Annotated in this window: 24 protein-coding genes; 12 read left to right on the forward strand and 12 right to left on the reverse strand. The window is 60.8% G+C overall.

Going from position 1 to position 21,091, the window contains the following annotated elements:
• Window positions 1-32: 32 nt before the first annotated feature.
• From IE095_RS00180 to IE095_RS00190, 3 genes are all read left to right on the forward strand, one after another.
• The gene (locus IE095_RS00180) at window positions 33-176 is read left to right on the forward strand and encodes a hypothetical protein (RefSeq protein WP_189409343.1); all 144 of its coding nucleotides are present in this window, start codon (window positions 33-35) and stop codon (window positions 174-176) included.
• Window positions 177-258: 82 nt separating this feature from the next.
• Window positions 259-1,260, forward strand: a complete 1,002-nt coding sequence (gap, locus tag IE095_RS00185; protein WP_189409345.1) for a type I glyceraldehyde-3-phosphate dehydrogenase — start codon at window positions 259-261, stop codon at window positions 1,258-1,260.
• Between the two features lie 204 nt (window positions 1,261-1,464).
• A complete protein-coding gene (locus IE095_RS00190) occupies window positions 1,465-1,632 on the forward strand; it encodes a hypothetical protein (RefSeq protein ID WP_189409347.1) in 168 nt (55 codons plus the stop codon).
• 56 nt (window positions 1,633-1,688) lie between these two features.
• Here IE095_RS00190 and coaD read toward each other — a convergent pair whose 3' ends face one another.
• The 3 genes from coaD to IE095_RS00205 all read right to left on the reverse strand — a co-directional run bounded on the left by coaD (window position 1,689) and on the right by IE095_RS00205 (window position 3,617).
• Window positions 1,689-2,180, reverse strand: coding sequence for a pantetheine-phosphate adenylyltransferase (coaD, locus tag IE095_RS00195; protein ID WP_189409349.1), 492 nt, complete (start codon window positions 2,178-2,180; stop codon window positions 1,689-1,691).
• A gap of 62 nt (window positions 2,181-2,242) precedes the next feature.
• Window positions 2,243-2,677 (reverse strand): CBS domain-containing protein, encoded by a 435-nt coding sequence (locus tag IE095_RS00200; RefSeq protein WP_189409350.1) that lies wholly within the window; start codon window positions 2,675-2,677, stop codon window positions 2,243-2,245.
• 49 nt (window positions 2,678-2,726) lie between these two features.
• Entirely contained in the window at window positions 2,727-3,617 is an 891-nt protein-coding gene (locus IE095_RS00205) for a LysR family transcriptional regulator (protein WP_189409352.1), read from the reverse strand.
• A gap of 99 nt (window positions 3,618-3,716) precedes the next feature.
• Between IE095_RS00205 and IE095_RS00210 the strand changes: the two genes are divergently transcribed.
• Complete coding sequence (locus IE095_RS00210) at window positions 3,717-5,216, forward strand: CoA-acylating methylmalonate-semialdehyde dehydrogenase (protein WP_189409354.1); 1,500 nt, start codon at window positions 3,717-3,719, stop codon at window positions 5,214-5,216.
• Between the two features lie 78 nt (window positions 5,217-5,294).
• Here IE095_RS00210 and IE095_RS00215 read toward each other — a convergent pair whose 3' ends face one another.
• Both IE095_RS00215 and kynU read right to left on the reverse strand, forming a co-directional pair.
• The gene (locus tag IE095_RS00215) at window positions 5,295-6,167 is read right to left on the reverse strand and encodes a L,D-transpeptidase (protein WP_189409356.1); all 873 of its coding nucleotides are present in this window, start codon (window positions 6,165-6,167) and stop codon (window positions 5,295-5,297) included.
• A gap of 146 nt (window positions 6,168-6,313) precedes the next feature.
• Window positions 6,314-7,510, reverse strand: coding sequence for a kynureninase (kynU, locus tag IE095_RS00220; RefSeq protein ID WP_189409358.1), 1,197 nt, complete (start codon window positions 7,508-7,510; stop codon window positions 6,314-6,316).
• A gap of 235 nt (window positions 7,511-7,745) precedes the next feature.
• Between kynU and IE095_RS00225 the strand changes: the two genes are divergently transcribed.
• The 3 genes from IE095_RS00225 to IE095_RS00235 are packed head-to-tail and all read left to right on the forward strand — an operon-like array spanning window position 7,746 to window position 11,175.
• Window positions 7,746-9,320 (forward strand): Re/Si-specific NAD(P)(+) transhydrogenase subunit alpha, encoded by a 1,575-nt coding sequence (locus IE095_RS00225; protein WP_189409360.1) that lies wholly within the window; start codon window positions 7,746-7,748, stop codon window positions 9,318-9,320.
• A 10-nt stretch (window positions 9,321-9,330) separates the two neighbouring features.
• Complete coding sequence (locus tag IE095_RS00230; RefSeq protein WP_189409362.1) at window positions 9,331-10,764, forward strand: NAD(P)(+) transhydrogenase (Re/Si-specific) subunit beta; 1,434 nt, start codon at window positions 9,331-9,333, stop codon at window positions 10,762-10,764.
• 18 nt (window positions 10,765-10,782) lie between these two features.
• The gene (locus tag IE095_RS00235) at window positions 10,783-11,175 is read left to right on the forward strand and encodes a hypothetical protein (protein WP_189409365.1); all 393 of its coding nucleotides are present in this window, start codon (window positions 10,783-10,785) and stop codon (window positions 11,173-11,175) included.
• A 106-nt stretch (window positions 11,176-11,281) separates the two neighbouring features.
• On the opposite strand, the gene tkt is transcribed toward IE095_RS00235, so the two are convergent.
• Complete coding sequence (tkt, locus tag IE095_RS00240; protein ID WP_189409366.1) at window positions 11,282-13,300, reverse strand: transketolase; 2,019 nt, start codon at window positions 13,298-13,300, stop codon at window positions 11,282-11,284.
• A 195-nt stretch (window positions 13,301-13,495) separates the two neighbouring features.
• On the opposite strand from tkt, the gene IE095_RS00245 reads away from it, so the two are divergent.
• The 3 genes from IE095_RS00245 to IE095_RS00255 are packed head-to-tail and all read left to right on the forward strand — an operon-like array spanning window position 13,496 to window position 15,067.
• A complete protein-coding gene (locus IE095_RS00245) occupies window positions 13,496-13,972 on the forward strand; it encodes a hypothetical protein (protein WP_189409367.1) in 477 nt (158 codons plus the stop codon).
• Complete coding sequence (locus IE095_RS00250; protein ID WP_189409368.1) at window positions 13,965-14,303, forward strand: cell division protein ZapA; 339 nt, start codon at window positions 13,965-13,967, stop codon at window positions 14,301-14,303. The genes IE095_RS00245 and IE095_RS00250 overlap by 8 nt, the downstream gene beginning before the upstream one ends.
• Before the next feature lie 8 nt (window positions 14,304-14,311).
• Window positions 14,312-15,067: an alpha/beta hydrolase gene (locus tag IE095_RS00255; RefSeq protein ID WP_229804375.1), complete on the forward strand. Its 756-nt coding sequence runs from the start codon at window positions 14,312-14,314 to the stop codon at window positions 15,065-15,067.
• Window positions 15,068-15,126: 59 nt separating this feature from the next.
• Here the strand turns inward: IE095_RS00255 and grxD are convergent, their stop codons facing one another.
• The 4 genes from grxD to IE095_RS00275 are packed head-to-tail and all read right to left on the reverse strand — an operon-like array spanning window position 15,127 to window position 17,020.
• The gene (gene grxD, locus IE095_RS00260; RefSeq protein WP_189409370.1) at window positions 15,127-15,486 is read right to left on the reverse strand and encodes a Grx4 family monothiol glutaredoxin; all 360 of its coding nucleotides are present in this window, start codon (window positions 15,484-15,486) and stop codon (window positions 15,127-15,129) included.
• Window positions 15,487-15,527: 41 nt separating this feature from the next.
• Entirely contained in the window at window positions 15,528-15,770 is a 243-nt protein-coding gene (locus IE095_RS00265; protein WP_189409371.1) for a BolA/IbaG family iron-sulfur metabolism protein, read from the reverse strand.
• Window positions 15,771-15,827: 57 nt separating this feature from the next.
• A complete protein-coding gene (locus IE095_RS00270; RefSeq protein ID WP_189409372.1) occupies window positions 15,828-16,403 on the reverse strand; it encodes a retropepsin-like aspartic protease family protein in 576 nt (191 codons plus the stop codon).
• A complete protein-coding gene (locus tag IE095_RS00275; protein WP_189409373.1) occupies window positions 16,403-17,020 on the reverse strand; it encodes a MarC family protein in 618 nt (205 codons plus the stop codon). Before IE095_RS00275 ends, IE095_RS00270 begins: the two co-directional genes overlap by 1 nt.
• A gap of 307 nt (window positions 17,021-17,327) precedes the next feature.
• On the opposite strand from IE095_RS00275, the gene IE095_RS00280 reads away from it, so the two are divergent.
• The gene (locus IE095_RS00280) at window positions 17,328-18,176 is read left to right on the forward strand and encodes a hypothetical protein (protein WP_189409374.1); all 849 of its coding nucleotides are present in this window, start codon (window positions 17,328-17,330) and stop codon (window positions 18,174-18,176) included.
• A gap of 49 nt (window positions 18,177-18,225) precedes the next feature.
• On the opposite strand, the gene IE095_RS00285 is transcribed toward IE095_RS00280, so the two are convergent.
• Both IE095_RS00285 and IE095_RS00290 read right to left on the reverse strand, forming a co-directional pair.
• A complete protein-coding gene (locus tag IE095_RS00285) occupies window positions 18,226-20,070 on the reverse strand; it encodes an ABC-F family ATP-binding cassette domain-containing protein (protein WP_189409375.1) in 1,845 nt (614 codons plus the stop codon).
• Window positions 20,071-20,101: 31 nt separating this feature from the next.
• Window positions 20,102-20,524 (reverse strand): VOC family protein, encoded by a 423-nt coding sequence (locus IE095_RS00290; protein ID WP_189409376.1) that lies wholly within the window; start codon window positions 20,522-20,524, stop codon window positions 20,102-20,104.
• A 118-nt stretch (window positions 20,525-20,642) separates the two neighbouring features.
• On the opposite strand from IE095_RS00290, the gene ndk reads away from it, so the two are divergent.
• Window positions 20,643-21,065, forward strand: a complete 423-nt coding sequence (gene ndk / locus IE095_RS00295; RefSeq protein WP_189409377.1) for a nucleoside-diphosphate kinase — start codon at window positions 20,643-20,645, stop codon at window positions 21,063-21,065.
• Window positions 21,066-21,091: the final 26 nt, after the last annotated feature.

The raw sequence follows: 21,091 nt of genomic DNA on the forward strand, positions 1-21,091 counted from the left end.
CTTATCGTCTGCCCGAAACAGGGGATGGCCACATGACCGACCGTATCGCTTTGGTGCTGGCCCTGATCATCGCGGCGGCGGTCGCCTATGACTATTTCCAAAATGATGGCGAAGTCCTGCTTTTCCTGGCCCGCAAAGCGCTGGACTTTCTGGATTATGTCATCTTCTGGCGCTAGAAGGGCAAAAGCAGCGTTGATTTCGCCGGGAATAAGGTGATGTTAGCGCCAACAGATACATCGAGTCGCAGGAGGGCTTCGCATGACAGTGAAAGTGGCAATCAACGGCTTTGGCCGGATCGGGCGGAACGTGCTGCGGGCGATCATCGAATCCGGGCGCACCGATATTCAGGTCGTGGCGATCAACGATCTGGGGCCGGTGGAAACCAATGCCCATCTGCTGCGCTATGACAGCGTCCATGGCCGCTTTCCGGTGAATGTCACCACCGGGCCGGACTGGATCGACGTGGGCCGTGGCCCGATGCGCGTGACGGCACTGCGCAACCCAGCGGAACTGCCGTGGGGCGATGTCGATATCGTTATGGAATGCACGGGGATTTTCACCTCGAAAGAAAAATGCATGGCGCACTTGGAGAATGGCTCCAAGCGCGTGCTGATCTCGGCCCCCGGTGACGGTGCCGACAAAACCATCGTCTTTGGCGTCAACGACAACACGCTGACCAAGGATGATCTGGTCGTGTCGAATGCCTCTTGCACCACGAACTGCCTGTCGCCCGTCGCCAAAGTGCTGAACGAGGCGATCGGCATTGAAAAAGGCATGATGACGACGATCCACAGCTACACGGGCGACCAGCCGACGCTGGATACGATGCACAAAGATCTGTATCGCGCCCGCGCCGCTGCGCTGTCGATGATCCCGACCTCGACCGGGGCCGCCAAGGCCGTGGGGCTGGTGCTGCCGGAGCTGAAGGGCAAGTTGGACGGTTTCTCGATCCGCGTGCCCACGCCAAATGTTTCGGTTGTCGATCTGAAGTTCATCGCCAAGCGCGCGACGAGCGTCGAGGAAATCAACGCCGCGATCAAGGCCGCCGCCGATGGACCGCTGAAGGGTATTCTGGGCTATACCAACGAAAAGCTGGTTTCGTCCGACTTCAACCACGACCCGCATTCCTCGGTCTTCCACATGGATCAGACCAAGGTCATGGATGGCACCTTTGTGTCGATCCTGTCGTGGTATGACAACGAATGGGGCTTCTCGAACCGCATGTCCGACACTGCCGTGGCGATGGGCAAGCTGATCTGAGAACGGCAAAAGCCTTTGGAAGCACAGGAAGGGGTGGCGCAAGCCACCCCTTTTTCGTTTTCAGACCTATGCAGTGCGCGCATAGCCGCACCGCAGCATTGTGCGTTGTTAGCGGGAACATCAGGGCGCATATTCCGGTCATGGGAACAGCAAAGGCCAACCGGGCCGCGCAGGGGTTCCCCGAGGAACCGAAAGGGACAAGTTATGACTGTTATCGCCAATCTGAAAGAAGCCGCTGCAAAACGCGCTTTGTATCGTAAGACCCGTGACGAAATCGCGCAACTGCCGCTGGATATCGCGCTGGATCTGAACATCTTCCCGGGCGACGCTGGCAAGATCGCCTATGAAGCCGTCTACGGAAAAGCCGCCTAAGGGCAGGCTAAAGCATTGCGCTGAACGCAAGGCGGTCCCATCGGGCCGCCTTTTGTTTATTGAAACTTCGCCTGCAAAGCCTGCTCCACCGCAGGCGGTACGAACTTCGACACATCCCCGCCCAGCCGCGCAATCTCTTTAACCAGCTTCGATGCAATCGCCTGCCGCCGCGCATCCGCCATCAGAAAAACCGTCTCGATACTGCTGTCCAGCGCGCGGTTCATCCCGACCATCTGGAATTCATATTCGAAATCCGCCACCGCCCGCAGGCCCCGGATGATCACCGTGGCCCCCACGTCGCGCGCGCAGTCGATCAGCAGGTTTTCAAAGGGATGAACGACGATCTCGCCCCCCGTCTTGTCGGTGATTGCCGCGCATTCGGCGCGCAGCATGGCCACCCGTTCCTCCAGCGAAAACAGCGGCCCCTTATCACGGTTCACCGCCACGCCAATCACCAACCGATCCACCAAGGCCATCGCCCTTTGGATAATGTCGGTATGTCCCAAGGTCACGGGATCGAACGTCCCCGGATAAAGCCCGATGCGCATGGTCCACTCCCCTTGACCGCCCCTGCCAGACCATCAAATCGGGCAGGGGGATGCAAGGGGGATCAGTGACCCTTCACCATATCTTCCAGCGCATCACGCTCCATCGCCAACTCGCCCAGCCGCATCTTGACCACGTCCCCGATGGAAATGACGGCCACCATCTCGGCCCCGTCCATCACCGGCATATGGCGGAAACGCCCGTCCGTCATGCGCTGCAACACCTCGACGGCACCATCCGTTCGGGTGCAGGTCACCAGCTTTTCCGTCATCACCACCGTCACCGGATCGCCCAGACAGGCCGCCCCCCGCTTGCCCACTTCGCGCACGATGTCGCGTTCCGACACAATACCCAGCGGCACCTTGCCGTCACGCGACACGACAAGCGCGCCGATGCGGCGGGCCGACAGGATTTCGGCGGTTTCGGCGATGGTGGACGTGGGGGGAACGGTATACACCGGGCCTTCCCCCTTGACCCGCAAGATTTTCATCACGGTCATGGTGGTCTCCCTTCCAGCCAACCCAGCGTCGGCCCGATCCCGGATTCTGTCAAGAAATTCCTTCCAGCCGCGCCAGTTCGCGTCTGACCCCATCGGCCAGCGCCGCCGCAAAGCGGTTCAACCGCTCGACCCGCCCATCGCTTTCATGCCGGATCAACCAAAAGGCGCGGCGCAGAGAAACATGGTCGGTCATGACCTTGACCAGTTCCGGGGCCGAGGGCAAAGCGAAGTCATGCACGACGCCAATCCCCGCCCCGGCCCGCAGCATGTTCAACTGCACCGACACGGAATTTGACGCCAGTTGCGCCAAAGGCGCACCGGTTTCGGTCAGATAATCCAGTTCTTTGTCAAAGATCATGTCGGGGATATAGCCGACCATCCGGTGCCCCTGCAGATCCTCGGGCCGCTGCGGCCAACCCATCCGGTCCAGATAGCCCCGTTCTGCCGCCAGATGCAGGCGGTAATCGGTCAGCTTTTGCACCGTCAGCCGCCCGGCGGTGGGGCGGGAAACCCCGATCGCCATATCCGCCTCGCGCTTGGAAAGGTTGAACACGCGGGGCAGGGCGACCACCTGCACCTCAAGCCCCGGATGATCCTGCGCCATCTGCGCCAGAACCGGGGGCAGCAGATAATTCGCGCATCCATCCGGCGCGCCAATCCTGATCTGCCCCGTCAACTCCCCCGTTGCCCCGGTCAACGCCTCTGACGCCCCCTGCATCGCGGTTTCCACTTGTTCCGCATGATCCAGCAGCCGCTGGCCGCTTTCCGTCAGCGCATAGCCCTGCGGACCCTTGGCGAAAAGTTGCGCTTTCAGCGCCTCTTCCAGCCGGGCAATCCTGCGCCCCACGGTGGCCGCATCAATGCGCAAGGCCCGCCCCGCGCCGGACAGGCTTTCAGCCCGTGCCACCGCCAGAAACACCCGCAGATCATCCCAATCCATCGCGTTCCCTTTGCAAAAATGCAAAACAGTGGCGCGATACTTCCTGTTTATCTGGCGTTTCCGCAAGGGTATTGTGCCGCAAACCGAATGGAGGATCAGATGCAAGACATTGGACACTGGATCAACGGCAAGCTGGTGGCAGGCACCTCGGGCCGCTTTGCCGACGTTTTCAACCCCGCGACGGGCGAGGTTCAGGCGCGCGTGGCGCTGGCGTCGCAAGCCGAACTGGACGCTGCCGTTGCCGATGCTGCCAAAGCCCAGCCGAAATGGGCCGCCACGAACCCGCAGCGCCGTGCGCGCGTGATGATGGAGATGGTGCGCCTTCTGAACCGCGATATGGACAAGCTGGCCGAAGTCCTGTCGCGCGAGCACGGCAAGACCATTCCCGACGCCAAGGGCGATATCCAGCGCGGGCTGGAAGTTGTCGAGTTCTGCATCGGTGCGCCCCATCTGTTGAAAGGTGAATTCACCGACAGCGCAGGCCCCGGCATTGACATGTATTCCATGCGCCAGGCGCTTGGCGTGGCGGCAGGCATCACGCCCTTCAACTTTCCTGCCATGATCCCCTTGTGGAAAATGGCCCCGGCGCTGGCTTGCGGCAACGCGTTCATTCTGAAACCCTCGGAACGTGACCCTTCGGTGCCACTGATGCTGGCCGCATTGTTTAAAGAGGCAGGGCTGCCCGACGGTGTCTTGCAGGTCATCAACGGCGACAAGGGCGCGGTCGATGCGATCCTTGACAACGAAACCATCGCCGCCGTGGGCTTTGTGGGTTCCACGCCGATTGCCGAATACATCTATGCCAAGGGTTGTGCCAACGGCAAACGGGTACAGTGCTTTGGGGGTGCCAAGAACCATATGATCATCATGCCCGATGCTGATCTGGATCAGGCGGCGGATGCTTTGGTTGGCGCAGGCTATGGTGCTGCGGGCGAACGCTGCATGGCGATTTCGGTGGCGGTGCCGGTGGGCGACGAAACGGCGGATCGTCTGATCGAAAAGCTGATCCCCCGGATCGAAAAGCTGAAAGTCGGCCCCTATACGGCAGGCAATGACGTCGATTACGGCCCCGTTGTCACCGGGGCGGCCAAGGCGAATATCCTGCGGCTGGTGGAAACCGGCGTTGCGGCGGGGGCCAAGCTGGTCATCGACGGGCGGAATTTCAAACTGCAAGGCTATGAAGAGGGCTTTTTCGTCGGCCCGCATCTGTTTGACCATGTCACGCCGGATATGGACATCTACACCAAGGAAATCTTTGGGCCTGTGCTATCCACCGTCCGCGCCAAATCCTATGAAGAGGCGCTGAAGCTGGCGATGGACCACGAATACGGCAACGGCACCGCGATCTATACCCGCGATGGCGACACGGCCCGCGACTTTGCGGCGCGGGTGAATGTGGGGATGATCGGCATCAACGTGCCAATTCCCGTGCCCTTGGCCTATCACACCTTTGGCGGCTGGAAGAAATCGTCGTTCGGCGATCTGAACCAGCACGGGCCGGATGCCTTCCGCTTTTATACCCGCACCAAGACCATCACCTCGCGCTGGCCTTCAGGGATCAAAGAAGGCGCAAGCCTGAACTTCAAGCCGATGGAGTGATGGATGGGCCATCGGCCCTTCCCCTTCAAAGCAAAAGGGGCGCCCAAAGCGGGCGCCCCTTTTCTCATATTCCACCGATCAATTGTCGGTCGCGGGTTCCTCGACCTCTGGCATCACCACCGGCGTTGTTGCCGCAGGGGTGACAACTGCCGGGGCGGTGCTTGCCATCAGCGCCGGATCCAGCGGCGGGGGCGCGGGCAGGTCTGGCAGCGCCGGCTCCACCACAGCCTCAACCGGTTTCGGCTTTTTCGGCGCCGGCGGCGGTAAGGTCAACTTTGTCGGGCGCGATCCATCACGGTTCAGCACCACAACCTTGGCCCCGATCTGTGCCCGCTCAAACAGGTCGATCACATCCTGGTTGATCATGCGGATACAGCCCGACGAGGCGTTCGACCCAATCGAATTCCATTCGGGTGTGCCGTGAATACGATAGCCGTAGTCCACCCCATTTGTCGTCAAATACAGCGCCCGAGCACCCAGCGGGTTGGTCAACCCCCCCGGTTGGCCCTTGGCCCATTGTGCCAGCGAAGGTTTCCGCTCAATCATTTCTTTCGGCGGCGTCCAGGTCGGCCAGTGCTTGGCCTCAGTGATCAATGCTTCACCCGACCATTCAAAGCCCGACTTGCCAACGGCGATACCATAGCGCAGCGCCTTGTTCTTGCCGGTCACCAGATGCAGCGTCCGTTGTGCTGGGTTGATGATGATCGTGCCCACTGCGTCTTCCGAGGGGAAATACACCTCTTGCCGCTGATACTGCGTGGGCACCTTTTCGGTGGGAATTGCCGGGATCGTAAAGGCCCCGTCTTTTTTCGCGACATAGGCATTCGGAACCAGCTTCGGCTCGGGGGCCTTGACTGCGCCCGACGCCACGAGGGCCGGGTCGGGAACGCAGGCAGGCAAAGCGGCCAAAGCGGCCAAAGTCGCAATGAGTTTCAGTCCATTCAGACGCATGACACAACCTTTTCTGGCCGGAATCGCAGGGCGAAATCCGGAATATTCTGATGCCTTAGCGCAGCATCACGATTCCGTCAAAGGCGGAACATTGCCGAGATCGGCGAAGCGGCGCAACTTTTGGTGAACAGATGACCTTTGCAGCATCACGTCACCGCCGCGCGCACCTTGTATTCCGGCCGGTCCCAGAGACGACCGCGCATCACCTCGGTCAGGATGGCAACGGCTTGGTCAATCTCGTTGACGCCGATGTAAAGCGGGGTGATGCCAAAACGCAGGATATCCGGCGCACGGAAATCGCCGATGACGCCCCGGGCGATCAGGGCCTGCATGATGGCATAGCCTTCGGGGTGGCGGAAACTGACCTGACTTCCCCTTGCGCCGTGGTCGCGCGGAGTCGCCAGTTGCAGCATCGGGCAACCCGCCAGCACGCCGTCGATGAAACGGTCGCCCAGTTCCAGCGCTTTGGCATGAACCGCCGCCGGTTCAACCCCCTCCCACACATCCAAAGCCGCCGAAAGCGCCGCCATTTGCAGAATGGCTGGGGTTCCCACGCGCATCCGGTCAATGCCATGGCCGGGGCGATAGTCGGGGTCAAAGGCAAAGGGCGCTTCATGCCCCAGCCAGCCGGAAAGCGCAGGTAGGGCCATCTGCGCATGTTTCGGCGCAACATAGATGAAGGCGGGGCCACCGGGCCCGGAATTCAGGAATTTATACGTGCAGCCCGCCGCAAAATCGGCCCCCGATCCCGCTAGGTCCACTGCCACGGCCCCGGCACTGTGCGCCAGATCCCAAAAGGCCAGCGCACCCTTTTCATGGGCTAGCGCCGTCAGCGCCGCCATGTCGTGCCGCCGCCCGGTGCGATAATCGACCTCGGTCAGCATGGTCACAGCGACCGTCTCATCAATCGCCCCAGCCACATCCTCGGGTGCAACCGTCACCAGCCGATAGCCATCGCCCAACAAACGTGCCAGACCCTGCGCCATATACAGGTCCGACGGGAAATTTCCGGTATCCGACAGGATCACCCGCCGTTCCGGACGCAGCGCCAAGGCCGCGGCCAAGGCCTGCCAGACTTTGATCGACAAAGTATCGCCCAGAACCACCGTCCCCGGTGCCGCCCCCACCAAGCGCCCGATCCTGTCGCCCAGAACACGCGGCTGATCCATCCATCCTGCCCGGTTCCAGGCGGTAATCAGCATCTGCCCCCATTCGTCCTGCATCGTCGCAGCCACCCGGGCCATGGCCGCCTTAGGCAAAGGCCCCAGCGAATTGCCGTCCAGATAGATCACCCCTTCGGGCAATTCGAACATCTTGCGGGTCACGGCAAAATCAGGGTTCATGCGTTTCTCCTTCGCCCGCAGGCTTGCGCAGGCATCAGCAAGGGTCAAGGGCGCGTTAGCGTTACCATGATTCGATCAAAAGTTGCCATTCCGCCTTTGGGTTGCACAGGGGCCGCGCAAGGCATGACAAATCCGCCGATAGTTCTTTCAGGGCGCGCAAAATCGGCCTTTGCGCCTTGCATCTTGCGGATGGGCACGTTTGAACATTGCCAACGAATTCTTGCGGAGGGGCGGAATGAAAATCGGGGCCTTGGCCGAAACCTTTGACGGCGAAAACCGGGTGGCGATGACACCCGAAAGTGCAACGCAACTGATCAAGCTGGGCCATGCCTGCCTGATCCAGTCGGGGGCGGGCAAAAGGGCCGGTTTCTCGGATGCTTTGTACCAAGCGGCGGGGGTGACGGTTCTGCCTTCGGCCACCGCCTTGGTCGAGGCTTCGGATGTTCTGGTCAAGGTCCGCCCGCCGGAACTGGCCGAGGTAAATGCCCTCAAATCCGGCCAGACGTTGATTTCCTTCTTCTGGCCCGCCCAGAATGCCGAACTGCTGGAGGCCGCCAAGGCCCGTGGGGCCACCGTGGTTGCCATGGATATGGTGCCCCGCATTTCCCGCGCGCAAAAGATGGATGCGCTGTCGTCCATGGCCAATATCGCCGGTTACCGCGCGGTGATCGAGGCGGGGAACAATTTTGGCCGCTTTTTCACCGGGCAGGTGACAGCGGCAGGCAAAGTGCCGCCCGCCAAGGTGCTGATCGTTGGGGCAGGGGTGGCCGGTCTGGCTGCCATCGGCACATCGACCGCCTTGGGGGCCGTGACCTTGGCCTTTGACGTGCGGCCCGAAGTGGCCGAACAAATCGAATCCATGGGGGCCGAATTCGTCTATCTGGATTTCGCCGAACAGCAGACCGACGGCGCGGCGACCGGGGGCTATGCCGCCCCCTCCAGCCCCGAATTCCGCGAAGCGCAGTTGAAAAAGTTCCGCGAACTGGCCCCGCAGGTCGATATCGTCATCACCACCGCCCTGATCCCCGGACGGCCCGCGCCAAAACTCTGGCTGGCCGATATGGTTGCCATGATGAAACCCGGTTCGGTCATCGTCGACCTAGCCGCCGAACGCGGCGGCAACTGCGATCTGACCGTGCCCGACAAAAAGATCGTCAGCGAAAACGGCGTCACCGTGGTCGGCTATACCGACTTCCCCAGCCGCATGGCGGCGCAGGCCAGCACACTTTATTCCAACAACATCCGCCACATGCTGGCCGACCTGACCCCCGCCAAGGACGGCGTCATCAACCATAACATGGAGGATGATGTGATCCGCGGGGCCACCGTCGCCCATGCCGGGGCCATCACCTATCCGCCGCCACCGCCCAAGATCGCGGCCATTGCGGCGCAAAAGCCCAAGGAAAAGACCCGCGAACTGACGATCGAGGAACGCCGCGCCAAGGAAACGGCGGAATTCAAAGCCCAGACCCGCAATCAACTGGCCCTGCTGGGCATCGGTGGCGGATTGATCCTGCTGGCGGGCCTTTACGCCCCTGCCAGCTTCATGTCGCATTTCATCGTCTTCGTCTTGGCCTGCTATGTCGGCTTTCAGGTCATCTGGAACGTCAGCCATTCGCTCCACACGCCCTTGATGGCCGTCACCAACGCCATTTCCTCGATCATCATCCTTGGGGCTCTGATGCAGATCGGTTCGGGCAATTGGCTGGTCGTCGGGTTGGCCGCGCTTTCGGTCTTTATGGCCGGGATCAACATCTTTGGTGGCTTCATGGTCACCCGGCGCATGCTCGCCATGTTCCAGAAATCGTAAGGGGCACGTCATGGCTTATGGATTCACCACTGCCGCCTATGTTGTCGCGGCTGTTCTTTTCATCCAGTCGCTGGGCGGTCTTTCGGGGCAGGAAAGCGCCAAGCGCGCCGTCTGGTATGGTATCGTCGGTATGGCCTTGGCCGTTGCCGCCACGCTTTACGGGCCGGGGGCCGGTTACTGGTATATCTCGCTGGCGATGATCGCGGCAGGCGGGGCCATCGGCTGGTTTGTCGCACAAAAGGTCCAGATGACCGAAATGCCGCAGCTTGTGGCGGCGATGCACTCGCTGGTTGGTCTGGCCGCCGTCTTTATCGGTTTCAACACCCATATCGAAATGACCCGCATCGCCGGCATGGATGAGGCCGCAAAGGCCGCGCTCGATGGCTTTGCCGCCGTCGTCGCCCATAAGACCGGCGTCGAACTCGCCATCCTGCGCGTTGAAACCTTTCTCGGCGTCTTCATCGGGGCCGTGACCTTCACCGGCTCGATCATCGCCTTCGGGAAACTGGCAGGCAAAGTCGACGGCAAGGCGAAAAAGCTGCCGGGCGGCCATTTGCTGAATGCTGGGGCTGCCGCTTTGTCGCTGATCCTGCTGATCGTCTATCTGCAAACGGGCTCCAGCCTTGCCCTGATCGGCATGACCCTCGCCGCCTTCTTCATCGGCTATCACCTGATCATGGGCATCGGCGGGGCCGATATGCCGGTCGTTGTCTCGATGCTGAACAGCTATTCCGGCTGGGCGGCGGCGGCCATCGGCTTTTCGCTGTCGAACGATCTGTTGATCGTCGTGGGGGCCTTGGTAGGTTCCTCGGGTGCGATCCTGTCCTACATCATGTGCAAGGCGATGAACCGTTCCTTCATCAGCGTGATCCTTGGCGGCTTTGGCGGTACCACCGGCCCCGCGATGGAAATTGCGGGCGAACAGATCGCCATTGATGCCGAAGGTGTCGCCGCAGCCCTGAACGAGGCCGACAGCGTGGTGATCGTGCCGGGCTATGGCATGGCCGTCGCACAAGCGCAGGGCTCGGTCTCGGAACTCACGCGCAAACTGCGCGCGGCGGGCAAAGAGGTGCGCTTTGCCATCCATCCGGTGGCGGGCCGTCTGCCGGGCCATATGAACGTGCTGTTGGCCGAGGCAAAGGTGCCCTATGACATCGTGCTAGAGATGGACGAGATCAACGAAGATTTCCCGTCAACCGACGTCGTCATCATCATCGGCTCGAACGACATCGTGAACCCCGCTGCCCAAGAAGACCCGAACTCGCCCATCGCCGGGATGCCGGTGCTGGAGGTCTGGAAGGCGAAACAGGTCTTCGTGTCCAAACGCGGGCAGGGGACCGGCTATTCCGGCATCGAGAACCCGTTGTTCTATAAGGACAACACGCGGATGTTTTATGGTGATGCCAAGAAGTCACTGGATCAGTTGCTGCCGATGATAGACTAGCAAAAACGGGTGTGGGCGATGAAGCTGTGTCTGCCGCTTTTAGTCTATCTCGCCTGCGCAATCACTGCGCAGGCCCAGGAATGCGGAAAGGTGGAATTTGATCGCGGTAGCGGTTTTGCTCAACTTGCCGGGATGATTATTAGCGCAGATGTGCCTGCGACTGGTGTAATTTGTTACTCCGTACCAATCAGTGGAGGACAGGATACGAAGGTCAGGCTTCTGTCGGGTGAGGGTATCATGTGGAGTTGGACAGGATTTGACCCCAGAGAGGGCGTCACCGGACCGATGTCCGCCGACTCGACCATTTTTGAGTTCAAGAACAGGGCGACCCTGTTCATAGCTCAGGTCGAAGGGGCGACGAAAATGCAACGCATCAAGATTTCGATTTCAACGAACCCCGACGATGATTGATTGAATGGCGGCGTGCGTCTCTCAAGAGATGGTTTAGGAATCCTGAAAGCCAAAAAAAACGCCGCGCAGATCACTCTGCGCGGCGTTTTCATTCTGACCAATACTCTCAAAGCATCGCTTTGACCTTGGCCGCAGTATCTTCGGCAGTGATGCCGAATTCCTTGTACAGACGGTCCGCCGGAGCCGAGGCACCAAAGCCCTCCATCCCCACAAATGCCGCCTTGTTTTCGCGACCGCCTTGGCCCAGCAGCCAACGGTCCCAGCCACCAGCGCGCACGCCAGCCTCAATCGCCACCCGCACCGGGCCGGGCGGCAGGATCTTGCGGCGGTAAGCCTCGTCCTGGGCTGCAAACAGCTCCATGCAGGGCATCGACACGACCCGCGTGCCAATTCCCGCTGCTTGCAGCAGGTCACGCGCCTTCAGCGCAATTTCCACCTCGGAGCCCGTCGCCATCAGGATCGCCTGACGCTTGCCCTCGGCCTCAGCCAGCACATAGGCCCCTTTGGCGACCATGTTGCTGTTCGTATGGGTCTTGCGCACCGCAGGCAGGTTCTGCCGCGACAGGGCCAGCACTGTCGGGCGCTTCTTCTCGGTCAGCGCGATTTCCCAGGCTTCGGCCGTTTCCACCAGATCGGCGGGGCGGATGACCAAGGTGCTCGGCGTGCTGCGCGAAATCGCCAGATGTTCCACCGGCTGGTGGGTCGGCCCATCCTCACCCAGACCGATGCTGTCATGGGTCATGACATAGACCACCGGAATCCCCATCAGCGCCGACAGCCGCATCGAGGGGCGGGCATAATCGGTAAAGCACATGAAGGTGCCGCCATAGGGCCGCACCCCGCCATGCAGCGCCATACCGTTCATCGCTGCCGCCATCCCATGCTCGCGGATGCCAAAGTAAACATAGCGGCCTTTGCGATCCTCAGGGCTGAACACGCCCAGATCAGCGGTTTTGGTGTTGTTCGAACCGGTCAGGTCGGCCGAACCGCCCAGCGTTTCGCCCATCACCGGGTTGACTGCTGTCAACACTTTTTCCGAAGCTGCGCGGGTGGCAATTTTCGGAAGCGCTTCGACGGCGTCCTTCTTGACCTTGCGGATGGTCGCAGCCAATTTTGCGGGCGCATCACCCGCAAAGATCCGCGCGAAATCGGCTTGCTTCGCGGGCGAAAGCGCCGCCAGCCGGGTTTCCCAAGACTTGCGCGTCACCGCCCCACGGGCGCCAATCGCCGACCACATGGCCCGCACATCGCCCGGAATTTCAAAGGCGGCATGGTCCCAGCCATAAGCGGCCTTCGTATCGGCAATCAGCTTGGCATCGGTCAGCGCACCATGGCCTTTCGACGTATCCTGCGCCGACGATCCCAAGGCGATATGCGTCTTGCAAGCAATCATCGCCGGCTTTGCGCTGGCCTTGGCCTGCACCAGCGCCTTGTCAATCGCCACCGGGTCATGCCCGTCGCATTCAAACACATCCCAGCCGCTGGCCGCAAAACGCGCCATCTGGTCGGTCACATCGGCAATCGACACCTTGCCGTCGATGGTGATCCCGTTGTTGTCCCACAGTACGATCAGCCGCGACAGCTGCTGCTTGCCCGCCAGCGCAATCGCCTCTTGGCTGACGCCTTCCATCAGGCAGCCATCGCCCGCGATGACATAGGTGTAGTGGTCCACAATCTTGGAACCCCAGCGGCCCCGCAGCGATTCCTCGGCCATGGCAAAGCCCACGGCATTGGCAATGCCCTGACCCAAGGGTCCGGTCGTCGTTTCCACGCCTGTCGCATGGCCGAATTCCGGATGGCCCGCGGTGATCGCCCCCCATTGGCGGAAATTCTTCACCTGCTCCAGCGTCATATCGGCATAGCCCGTCAGATGAAGCAGCGAATAGATCAGCATCGACCCATGGCCAGCCGACAGGATGAACCGGTCGCGGTTCGGCCACAGCGGGGCCGAGGGGTCAAAGTTCAGGTGCTTTTCATAAAGCACGGTCGCCACGTCGGCCATGCCCATCGGCATCCCCGAATGGCCCGAATTGGCGGCGGCGACGGCATCCAGCGTCAAGGTGCGGATGGCAGCGGCCTTTTTCCAGTGATCGGGGTGCTGGCTGCGCAGGGTGGCGATGTCCACTTTGGTGTCCTCTCCCAAGTTCTCCGCAAGTTTCTTATTGGCCAGTATCGGCAAGTTCAAGCGTGCAAGGGGGCAAAGACCAGAAAGGGGGCGCATTTCATGGCTTTGCGCGCTAAAGTTCACCAATTGTCCGGAAAATGCGATTCGCAGCCGGGCCGCAAAGCCCGCAAAGGGCGGCAGATGGGGGCAGGACAGATGTCCGATCTTGATGATTACCAGCGGCGGATCGCCGCGGCCTTGGACCGGATTGGTCAGGCCATGGCGCGGCCTGCGCCCGCCCAAGGCGGTGATGAATTGGCGCGCCTGACCCGTGCCTTGGAAACGGAAAAGGCCAAGTCGCAGCAGTTGGATGAGCGCCTGCGCGCCCTGAAATCCCGCGACGGGGCCGCCTCGCAGGATTTTGAGGAAAAGGTTGAAGTTCTGACCCGGCAGTTGGATGTCCAAGGCCTTGAACTGCAACGCATGCGCAAGACGACGATTGCTTTGCGCGAACAGTTGCGCGCGCTGAATGAGGCGACGCTGAATGGCGGGGCCGAAGGGGCGGCGATCAACAAGGCGCTGCTGGCGGAATTGGAGGCTTTGCGGGCGACGCGGGCCTCTGAGGCAGCGGAACTGGATGAAATCCTGTCGGAACTGACGCCCTTGGTGCAGGAGGCTGTGGAAAATGCCTGATCTTGAAATTCAGATCGGCGGTCGCGCCTTTCATGTGGCCTGCCAGCCGGGCGAAGAACATTTTTTGCGGACGGCGGCGGGTCTTTTGGATGGGGAAGCCCAGCCGCTGATTGCCCAGATGGGGCGCTTGCCCGAGGGGCGGATGCTTTTGATGGCGGGGCTGATGCTTGCCGACAAAATGGCCGCAATGGAGGATGAAGTGAAATCCCTGCGCGCGCGTCTGGCCAGCGGTGAGGTTGGTGTTGCGGCACCTGTGGATCTGTCTGGCTTGTCCGACCTTGTGACACGGGCCGAGGCGATGGCGGCGCAGGCCGAAGCGCGTCAGGTTTGATCCAGCGGATGTTTTTGGCGGGCTTTGGCCTTTATATGGCCTATGGGGCAGGCATGGTCGCCCTGCATCCGTCCTTTATCTATCCCTTTGCGCAAGGCGAATGGCCGCTGCCCTTGACCTATGAGGCCGTGCCACTGCCCGACCGCGAACCCGCCCGGCTGCGCGTGGCGATGGGGGACGGACCGGCTGTTTTGTATTTCATGGGCAACGCGGGGTCGATCGGGCTGTTTGGCACCTCACTGGAACAGCATCGGCGGGCTGGGCGGACAGTGGCGGCGCTGGAATATCGCGGTGGCGGCGGGCTTACGGGCTGGCCTTCGGAAAAGCTGCTGAAAGAGGATGCCTTGGCCGCCTATGACTGGCTGGATGCACAAACGGACCAGCCGATTGTTGTGCATGGCTATTCGCTGGGATCAGGCCTTGCGCTGCATGTGGCGGCAGAGCGGCCCGTCGCAGGCGTGATCCTGGATGCGCCTTTTGCCCGGCTGTGCGAATTGATGGCCCGCGCCTCGGCCTTGCCCGCCTGCTGGCTGCCGGTGCAGCGCTGGGATTCTTTGGCCTTGGTGAATCAAGTAACGGCTCCGGTGCTGATCCAGCACGGTGGGAAGGATGCGCTGATCCCGCCGGAACAGGGCGAACGACTTGCGAAAGCGCTGCAAACAAACGGGGAGCAGGTGGAGTTTCACCTGCTGCCCAAGGCCGATCATCTCGATATCACCAGCGACCCAGAATGGGGTCAGGCGGTGGAGGCGTTTTTGCGGTAGATGAGCCAATGGCCCATCCTACGCGACGGTAGGATGGGCAATCTGCCTATCCCCTAAAATCAACCATTCGCCTCACGGATCTTGTTCGCCGCGTCCTTGTCAAAGGTCACGCCCTTGGCTTCAAACAGCGCGTCCAGCTCCCCCGACAGCGTCATTTCAGTGACGATGTCACAGCCGCCGACGAACTCACCCTTGACATAAAGCTGCGGGATGGTCGGCCAATCAGAGAAATCCTTGATCCCTTGGCGGATTTCGGCATCGGCCAGAACGTTCACGTCCTGAAACTCCACCCCCATAAAGTTCAGCACCCCCGCCACGCGGGAGGAGAAGCCGCAAGAGGGCATCATCTTGGTGCCCTTCATGAACAGCACCACATCGTTGCTGTCGACCACTGCCTTGATTTGCTCTTGTGCGCTCATCTTCGTCTTCCTTGTGCGATGGGGCCAAAGCCCACCAATCCTTATTCCGGTGCCTTCGTCGTCAGGGCCAGTGCGTGCAGCACGCCGTTCGGCCCGTCCATCTTGCCTTTCAGGCTGGCATAGACCGCCCGCTGCTGCTGCACCCGGTTCATGCCCTTGAAACTTTCGTCGATCACTTCCGCCGCCCAGTGGTTCCCATCCCCCGCGAGGTCGGTGATCGTGATCTTTGCCTGCGGAAAACCCTCGCGGATCAGGGCTTCAATCTCGTGGGCTTCCATGGCCATCGGGCATTCTCCATCTCTGACCTTCAAATTAGGCCCGCCCGCGCGCCGCCGCAAGCCTCAGCGCGAAAGGATCATGCGGTTGCCTGCCATCTCGATCCGATAGCGCCGCAGATAGTCCATGCCCAGCAGCGGAATATCCAGTTCACCGTCGTTCACATAGGCCGTGATGCGTTGGTCGTCATAGGGGCCAAGACTCACGTCATCCAGAAACACCCGCGCCGTGCGCACGGCACCGTTGGCGGTGAAGGCTTGGCCGGAATAGTCCAGCGTAGCCAGATCAAAGCCCAAGCGTTCCGCCGCCGCCCGGTTCAGCACCACATCGCTGGCCCCGGTGTCGATCATGAAGTCGACCATGGTTCCGCCAATCTCTAGCGTGGCATAGTAATGCCCGTCTTGGGCCATGGGGAGTTCGATCCGGCCCTGATCATCCACCATCAGGCGGCCGGTTTCCCGCCCTCGTATGTCGTTCCATAGACCGTACCCCGCGGCCACGGCGACAAAGATCGCCCCCCAGGCCATCATCATCCGCATGCCTGCACCAAGGCGGCCCCGATATTCGACCAAGGCCCAGCCGATCAGCGCGGCGGAAAGGATGCCCAGATAGGTCAGGCGCATCAGATCTTCGGTTTCCATCAGCCGACCAGCCCCGTGCCCTTGACGCCATCAATCACGAACTGCACCGAAAGCGCTGCCAGCAACATCCCCAGCAGGCGGGTGATGACCAGGGTTCCGGTGCGGCCCAGCCAGCGTTCGAAGGTGTCGGCGGCCAGCAGGAAAACAAAGGTCACGGCGACGACGACGAACATCAGGCCGATGACCGCCCCGGTCGCTGCCCAATCGCCGCCCGCTTGACCCACTAGCAGGATCATCGTGGCAATCGCGCCGGGGCCTGCGATCAGGGGCGTGGCCAAGGGGAAGACGGAAATGTCATGTTCGGGTTCCGCCTGCTGCCCCTCGCGCCGCTGGGTGCGGCGTTCGAAGAGCATGTCGAGGGCGGTCAGGAACAGAAGGATGCCGCCCGCGATGCGGAAGGCGTGGATGGTGATGCCAATGAAACCCAGGACCGCCTCGCCCGACAGGGCAAAGACGGTCAGGATACCCGCCGCGATCAGACAGCCCCTTTGGGCGATGGTCCGCCTGCGGTCGGGGGACATGCCGCGCGTCAGGGCGATGAACATCGGGACCAGACCGGGCGGGTCCAGCACGACGAACAGGGTGGCAGCGGCAGTGATCAGGAAGGCTGTGTCCATGGGGTAGGTGTAGGGAAGGGTTGGGGCTGGCGCAAGCCGCAGATGAGTTTGCAGGTGCCGGGGGCGTTTGAACGGAGTGGGGTGCGAAGCGGCTGGCGGATTGATTTCACGCGTGAAATGGGTCGTAAATCCATGATATGTCTTGTGTATGCAACTTGTTGAATGTTTTGCAGTGCCAAGAAGACGTCTGAGGAAGTGCGATGAACATGGGCAGCAGACCGGGCGGGTCAGGCTTTACGAACAGGGGGCAGCGGCGGTGACCAGAAATGTTGTGTCCATAGGGTCGGTGTAGGGAGGGTTTGGTCTGGTGCAAGCCGCAGAAGTGTTTGCGGTTGTGAGCGGTATTGGGCAAGGATTGGTGGGCGAAGGGTGGGCGGTGAAGATGAAGAAAAGTAGGGAAATGCGTGAGGAGGAACGGGCGTTTCTGGAGAGGGAGTTGTCCCGTTTAGCCGTGAAAACACCAGACTGGGCGCTGCTGTCTCTTTTCGTTCCTGTTGCTGGGATTCTATCTTTCGTCGTGGGTATTATATTTTTGTTGCTCGCGCGTGTCTTGGGTTTTGATGTGAGAAATGGCGCTTGGATGGAAAATTCAGTGACTTGGTGGGGCATTGTTGCAATTACGGCAGTCGTCGTAGTGGGATTTGCTTGGAGTATTTGGAACAATTATCGTCAAAACCGTCTGCATCGACAAAAGCTAATGCAATCAATACAGCACGAATTGCTTGCTGGAAAAGTTCGAGATGAAATTATCGAAGTATATGACGTTAAGATTCTTCAAGAACCTGAACACGGAATGTGCTGCGTCTTTCTAAAGCTGATAGGAGAAAAAGTCTTTGCTATGATGGATTACGATTCCGTCGGAAACGACCTGCATGTCGAAGACGCGAAACCTTCTATCGTGGTACGGTCTAATCTTCATTTGATCACATTCCCGAAATCTAAATTGCGTAAATGGTCTTTTTCAGGGGATGTTCTGCCTTTGCCTTCACCAACCCCAATGGGGATTGACCCGGACCGATGGCCTGAGGACGAGACATTCCTTCGGGTCAAATGGCACAATATCGAAAAGCATTATGGTGGCAAGAAGCCCCCCACCCCTGACCCCTCCCCACCGGGGGGAGGGGAAGGCTCCCGGATTTCAAAGGGTGGTGCCTGACAATGAAGCGCACCCCGACGCCCTGTGGGGCAGGGATGGGCTGTTGGCGTTACGCCGCCGCTTCCAGCTTTTCCTGTGCTTTCAGCCACATGGCTTCGGCGCGGTCTTGGGCTTCCATCACCTCGGCGTATTTCTTGTTCCAGGTTTCCAGCTCGCCCACGCGGCCATCTTCATACAGCGCCGGATCGGCGAGTTTCGTCGCCAGTTTGTCGCGCATATCGGATATTTTTTGCAAACGTTCCTCACATTTGCGCAGTTCGGCCTTTAGCGCCAGAATTTCATCCCGGCTGGCTTTTTTCGGCTTTTCCACCACTTTCGCGGGTTTCGCCGGTTCATCCCCCGCCAAAAGCATGGCGCGATAGGCGTCCAGATCTTCGGCATAGGGCTCCACCGCCCCGCCTTTGACGAGCCACAGACGATCCGCCACCAAAGACAGCAGGTGCATGTCGTGGCTGACCAGAACAACCGCACCGCTATAGGCCGTCAAAGCCTCCACCAAAGCCTCACGGCTTTCGATGTCGAGGTGGTTGGTCGGTTCATCGAGGATCAGCAGATGCGGCGCGTCGATGGTGGCCAGCAGCAGCGACAACCGCGCCTTTTGGCCGCCTGACAGACGGCCCACCACAGTATCGGCCTGTTCCACCATCAGGCCAAAGCCTGCCAGACGGGCGCGGTTCTTGGGCTGGCCTTCGGCGGGACGCAGGCGTTGGACGTGTTGCAGCGGCGTTTCGTCGAGGTAAAGTTCATCCACCTGATGCTGGGCGAAATAGCCGATGCGCAGTTTCGAATGGCGATGAATCTGGCCGTGCTGGACATTCAGCTTGCCCGCCAACAGCTTGGACAGCGTTGATTTACCTTCGCCGTTGCGGCCCAGAAGGGCGATGCGGTCGTCTTGATCAATCCGCAGCGACAGGTTTTTCAGCACCGGCGGGCCGCCATAGCCAACAGCCGCGCCATCCATATTGATGATGGGCGGTGACAGTTCCTCAGGCTCGGGGAAGGTGAAGACCTGCTTGCGCGCCTCTTCGGGCGCGGTGATCGGCGTCATTTTTTCCAGCATTTTCACGCGGGATTGCGCCTGAACGGCTTTGGAGGCCTTGGCCTTGAAGCGGTCCACGAAGGATTGCAGATGGGCGCGGCGGGCCTCTTGCTTTTTCGCCTCGGCCGCCTGCACGGCGCGGCGTTCGGTCATCTGGCGGACGAATTGGTCATAGCCGCCCTGCCAATAGGTCAGTTTGCGGTTGTCGAGATGCAGAATGCCCTGCACGGCGCGGTTCAAGAGGCCGCGGTCGTGCGAGATGATGATCACGGTATGGGGGTATTTCGCCAGATAGCTTTCCAGCCAAAGCGCGCCTTCCAGATCCAGATAGTTGGTCGGCTCGTCGAGCAGCAGATAATCGGGCTGGGCGAACAGAACGCCCGCCAAGGCGACGCGCATCCGCCAGCCGCCGGAAAAGTCGGAACAGGGCATCAACTGTTCTTCGGCGGTAAAGCCCAAGCCGCGCAGGATGGCACTGGCGCGGCCTTCGGCGCTCCACGCGTCAATATCGGCCAGACGCGCCTGAATATCGGCAATGCGGTGTGGGTCAGTCGCCGTTTCGCTTTCGGCCATCAGCGCCGCGCGTTCGGTGTCGGCCTGCAAAACGGTGTCGAGCAGGCTGGTCGAGGAGGAGGGCACCTCTTGCGCCACGCCGCCGATTTTCGCCCGCTGCGGCAGGCTGATCCCGCCGCTTTCCAGCGCCAACTGCCCCCGGATCAGGCGGAACAGCGTGGTTTTGCCCGCGCCATTGCGGCCGACTAGGCCGACCTTGTGGCCCGTGGGAATGGTGGCCGTCGCCCCTTCAAACAGGGGGCGGCCTTCGACGGAATAGGTGATGTCATCAATCTTGAGCATGGGCAGGCCTTGCCTGATGCCAAAGGGAAGGTCAACGCCCGTCAGGATACTCGGCCGGGCCCTTGATCTCTAGCTTGTTGCCGAAGGGATCGAAGATATAGAAGGAATGCCCCACGCCCCTTGCGCCGCCATGCACCGCCTCACGGTCGATCTGCACGTTGTGGGCGGCAAGATGGGCGCGCATGGCGTCAGGGGCAAAGGGGCTGGTCGCAATGCAAAGGTGATCGACGTTGCGCCCACCCTTGACCGGGGGAATGGCGCTGGTGGCACCGGGATGGGTCACATCCCACAAGACGATCAGGGCCGCGCCGCACCAGACCTGTTCCATGCCCAAGGCGGGATAGGAATAGCCGGGGACACAACCGATGACCTCGCCATAGAATTTCAGAGCGCGGGGCATGTCATCGACAAGGAAAACGACATGATCAATGCCGACAAGGGAGAAGGGGGGCATGGGCTGATCCTTTTTCGGGCAGTGAACCCCGGCCATGCCCACTTTTCAACCCCGGTTCCGCGTGATAGCAGACGCGCGCAATCCGGGGCCTGATGCCCCATTCCCTATGAGGCAAGACATGGCCGTTGAACGCACCCTTTCGATCATCAAACCCGATGCCACCAAGCGCAACCTGACCGGCAAGGTCGTTGCGAAGTTTGAAGAGGCCGGCCTGCGCGTCGTCGCCTCGAAGCGCATCCATCTGTCGGCAGCCCAAGCCGGCGAGTTCTATGCCGAGCATAAAGAGCGCGGTTTCTATGGCGAGCTGGTGGCCTATATGGCGTCGGAGCCGGTCGTTGTGCAGGTTCTGGAAGGCGAAGGCGCGATCCTGAAGAACCGCGAAGTGATGGGGGCCACCGACCCGGCCCAAGCGGCTGACGGCACGATCCGCAAGGAATTCGCTTTGTCCAAGGGCGAAAACTCGGTCCACGGCTCGGACAGCCCGGAAGCGGCGGCGCGTGAGATTTCGTTCTTCTTCTCGGGTCTGGAGCTGGTCGGCTAAGGCCGAAGCGCGACAGATTTGAACGG

Source organism: Neogemmobacter tilapiae (genome assembly GCF_014652215.1).
Classification (GTDB): domain Bacteria; phylum Pseudomonadota; class Alphaproteobacteria; order Rhodobacterales; family Rhodobacteraceae; genus Neogemmobacter; species Neogemmobacter tilapiae.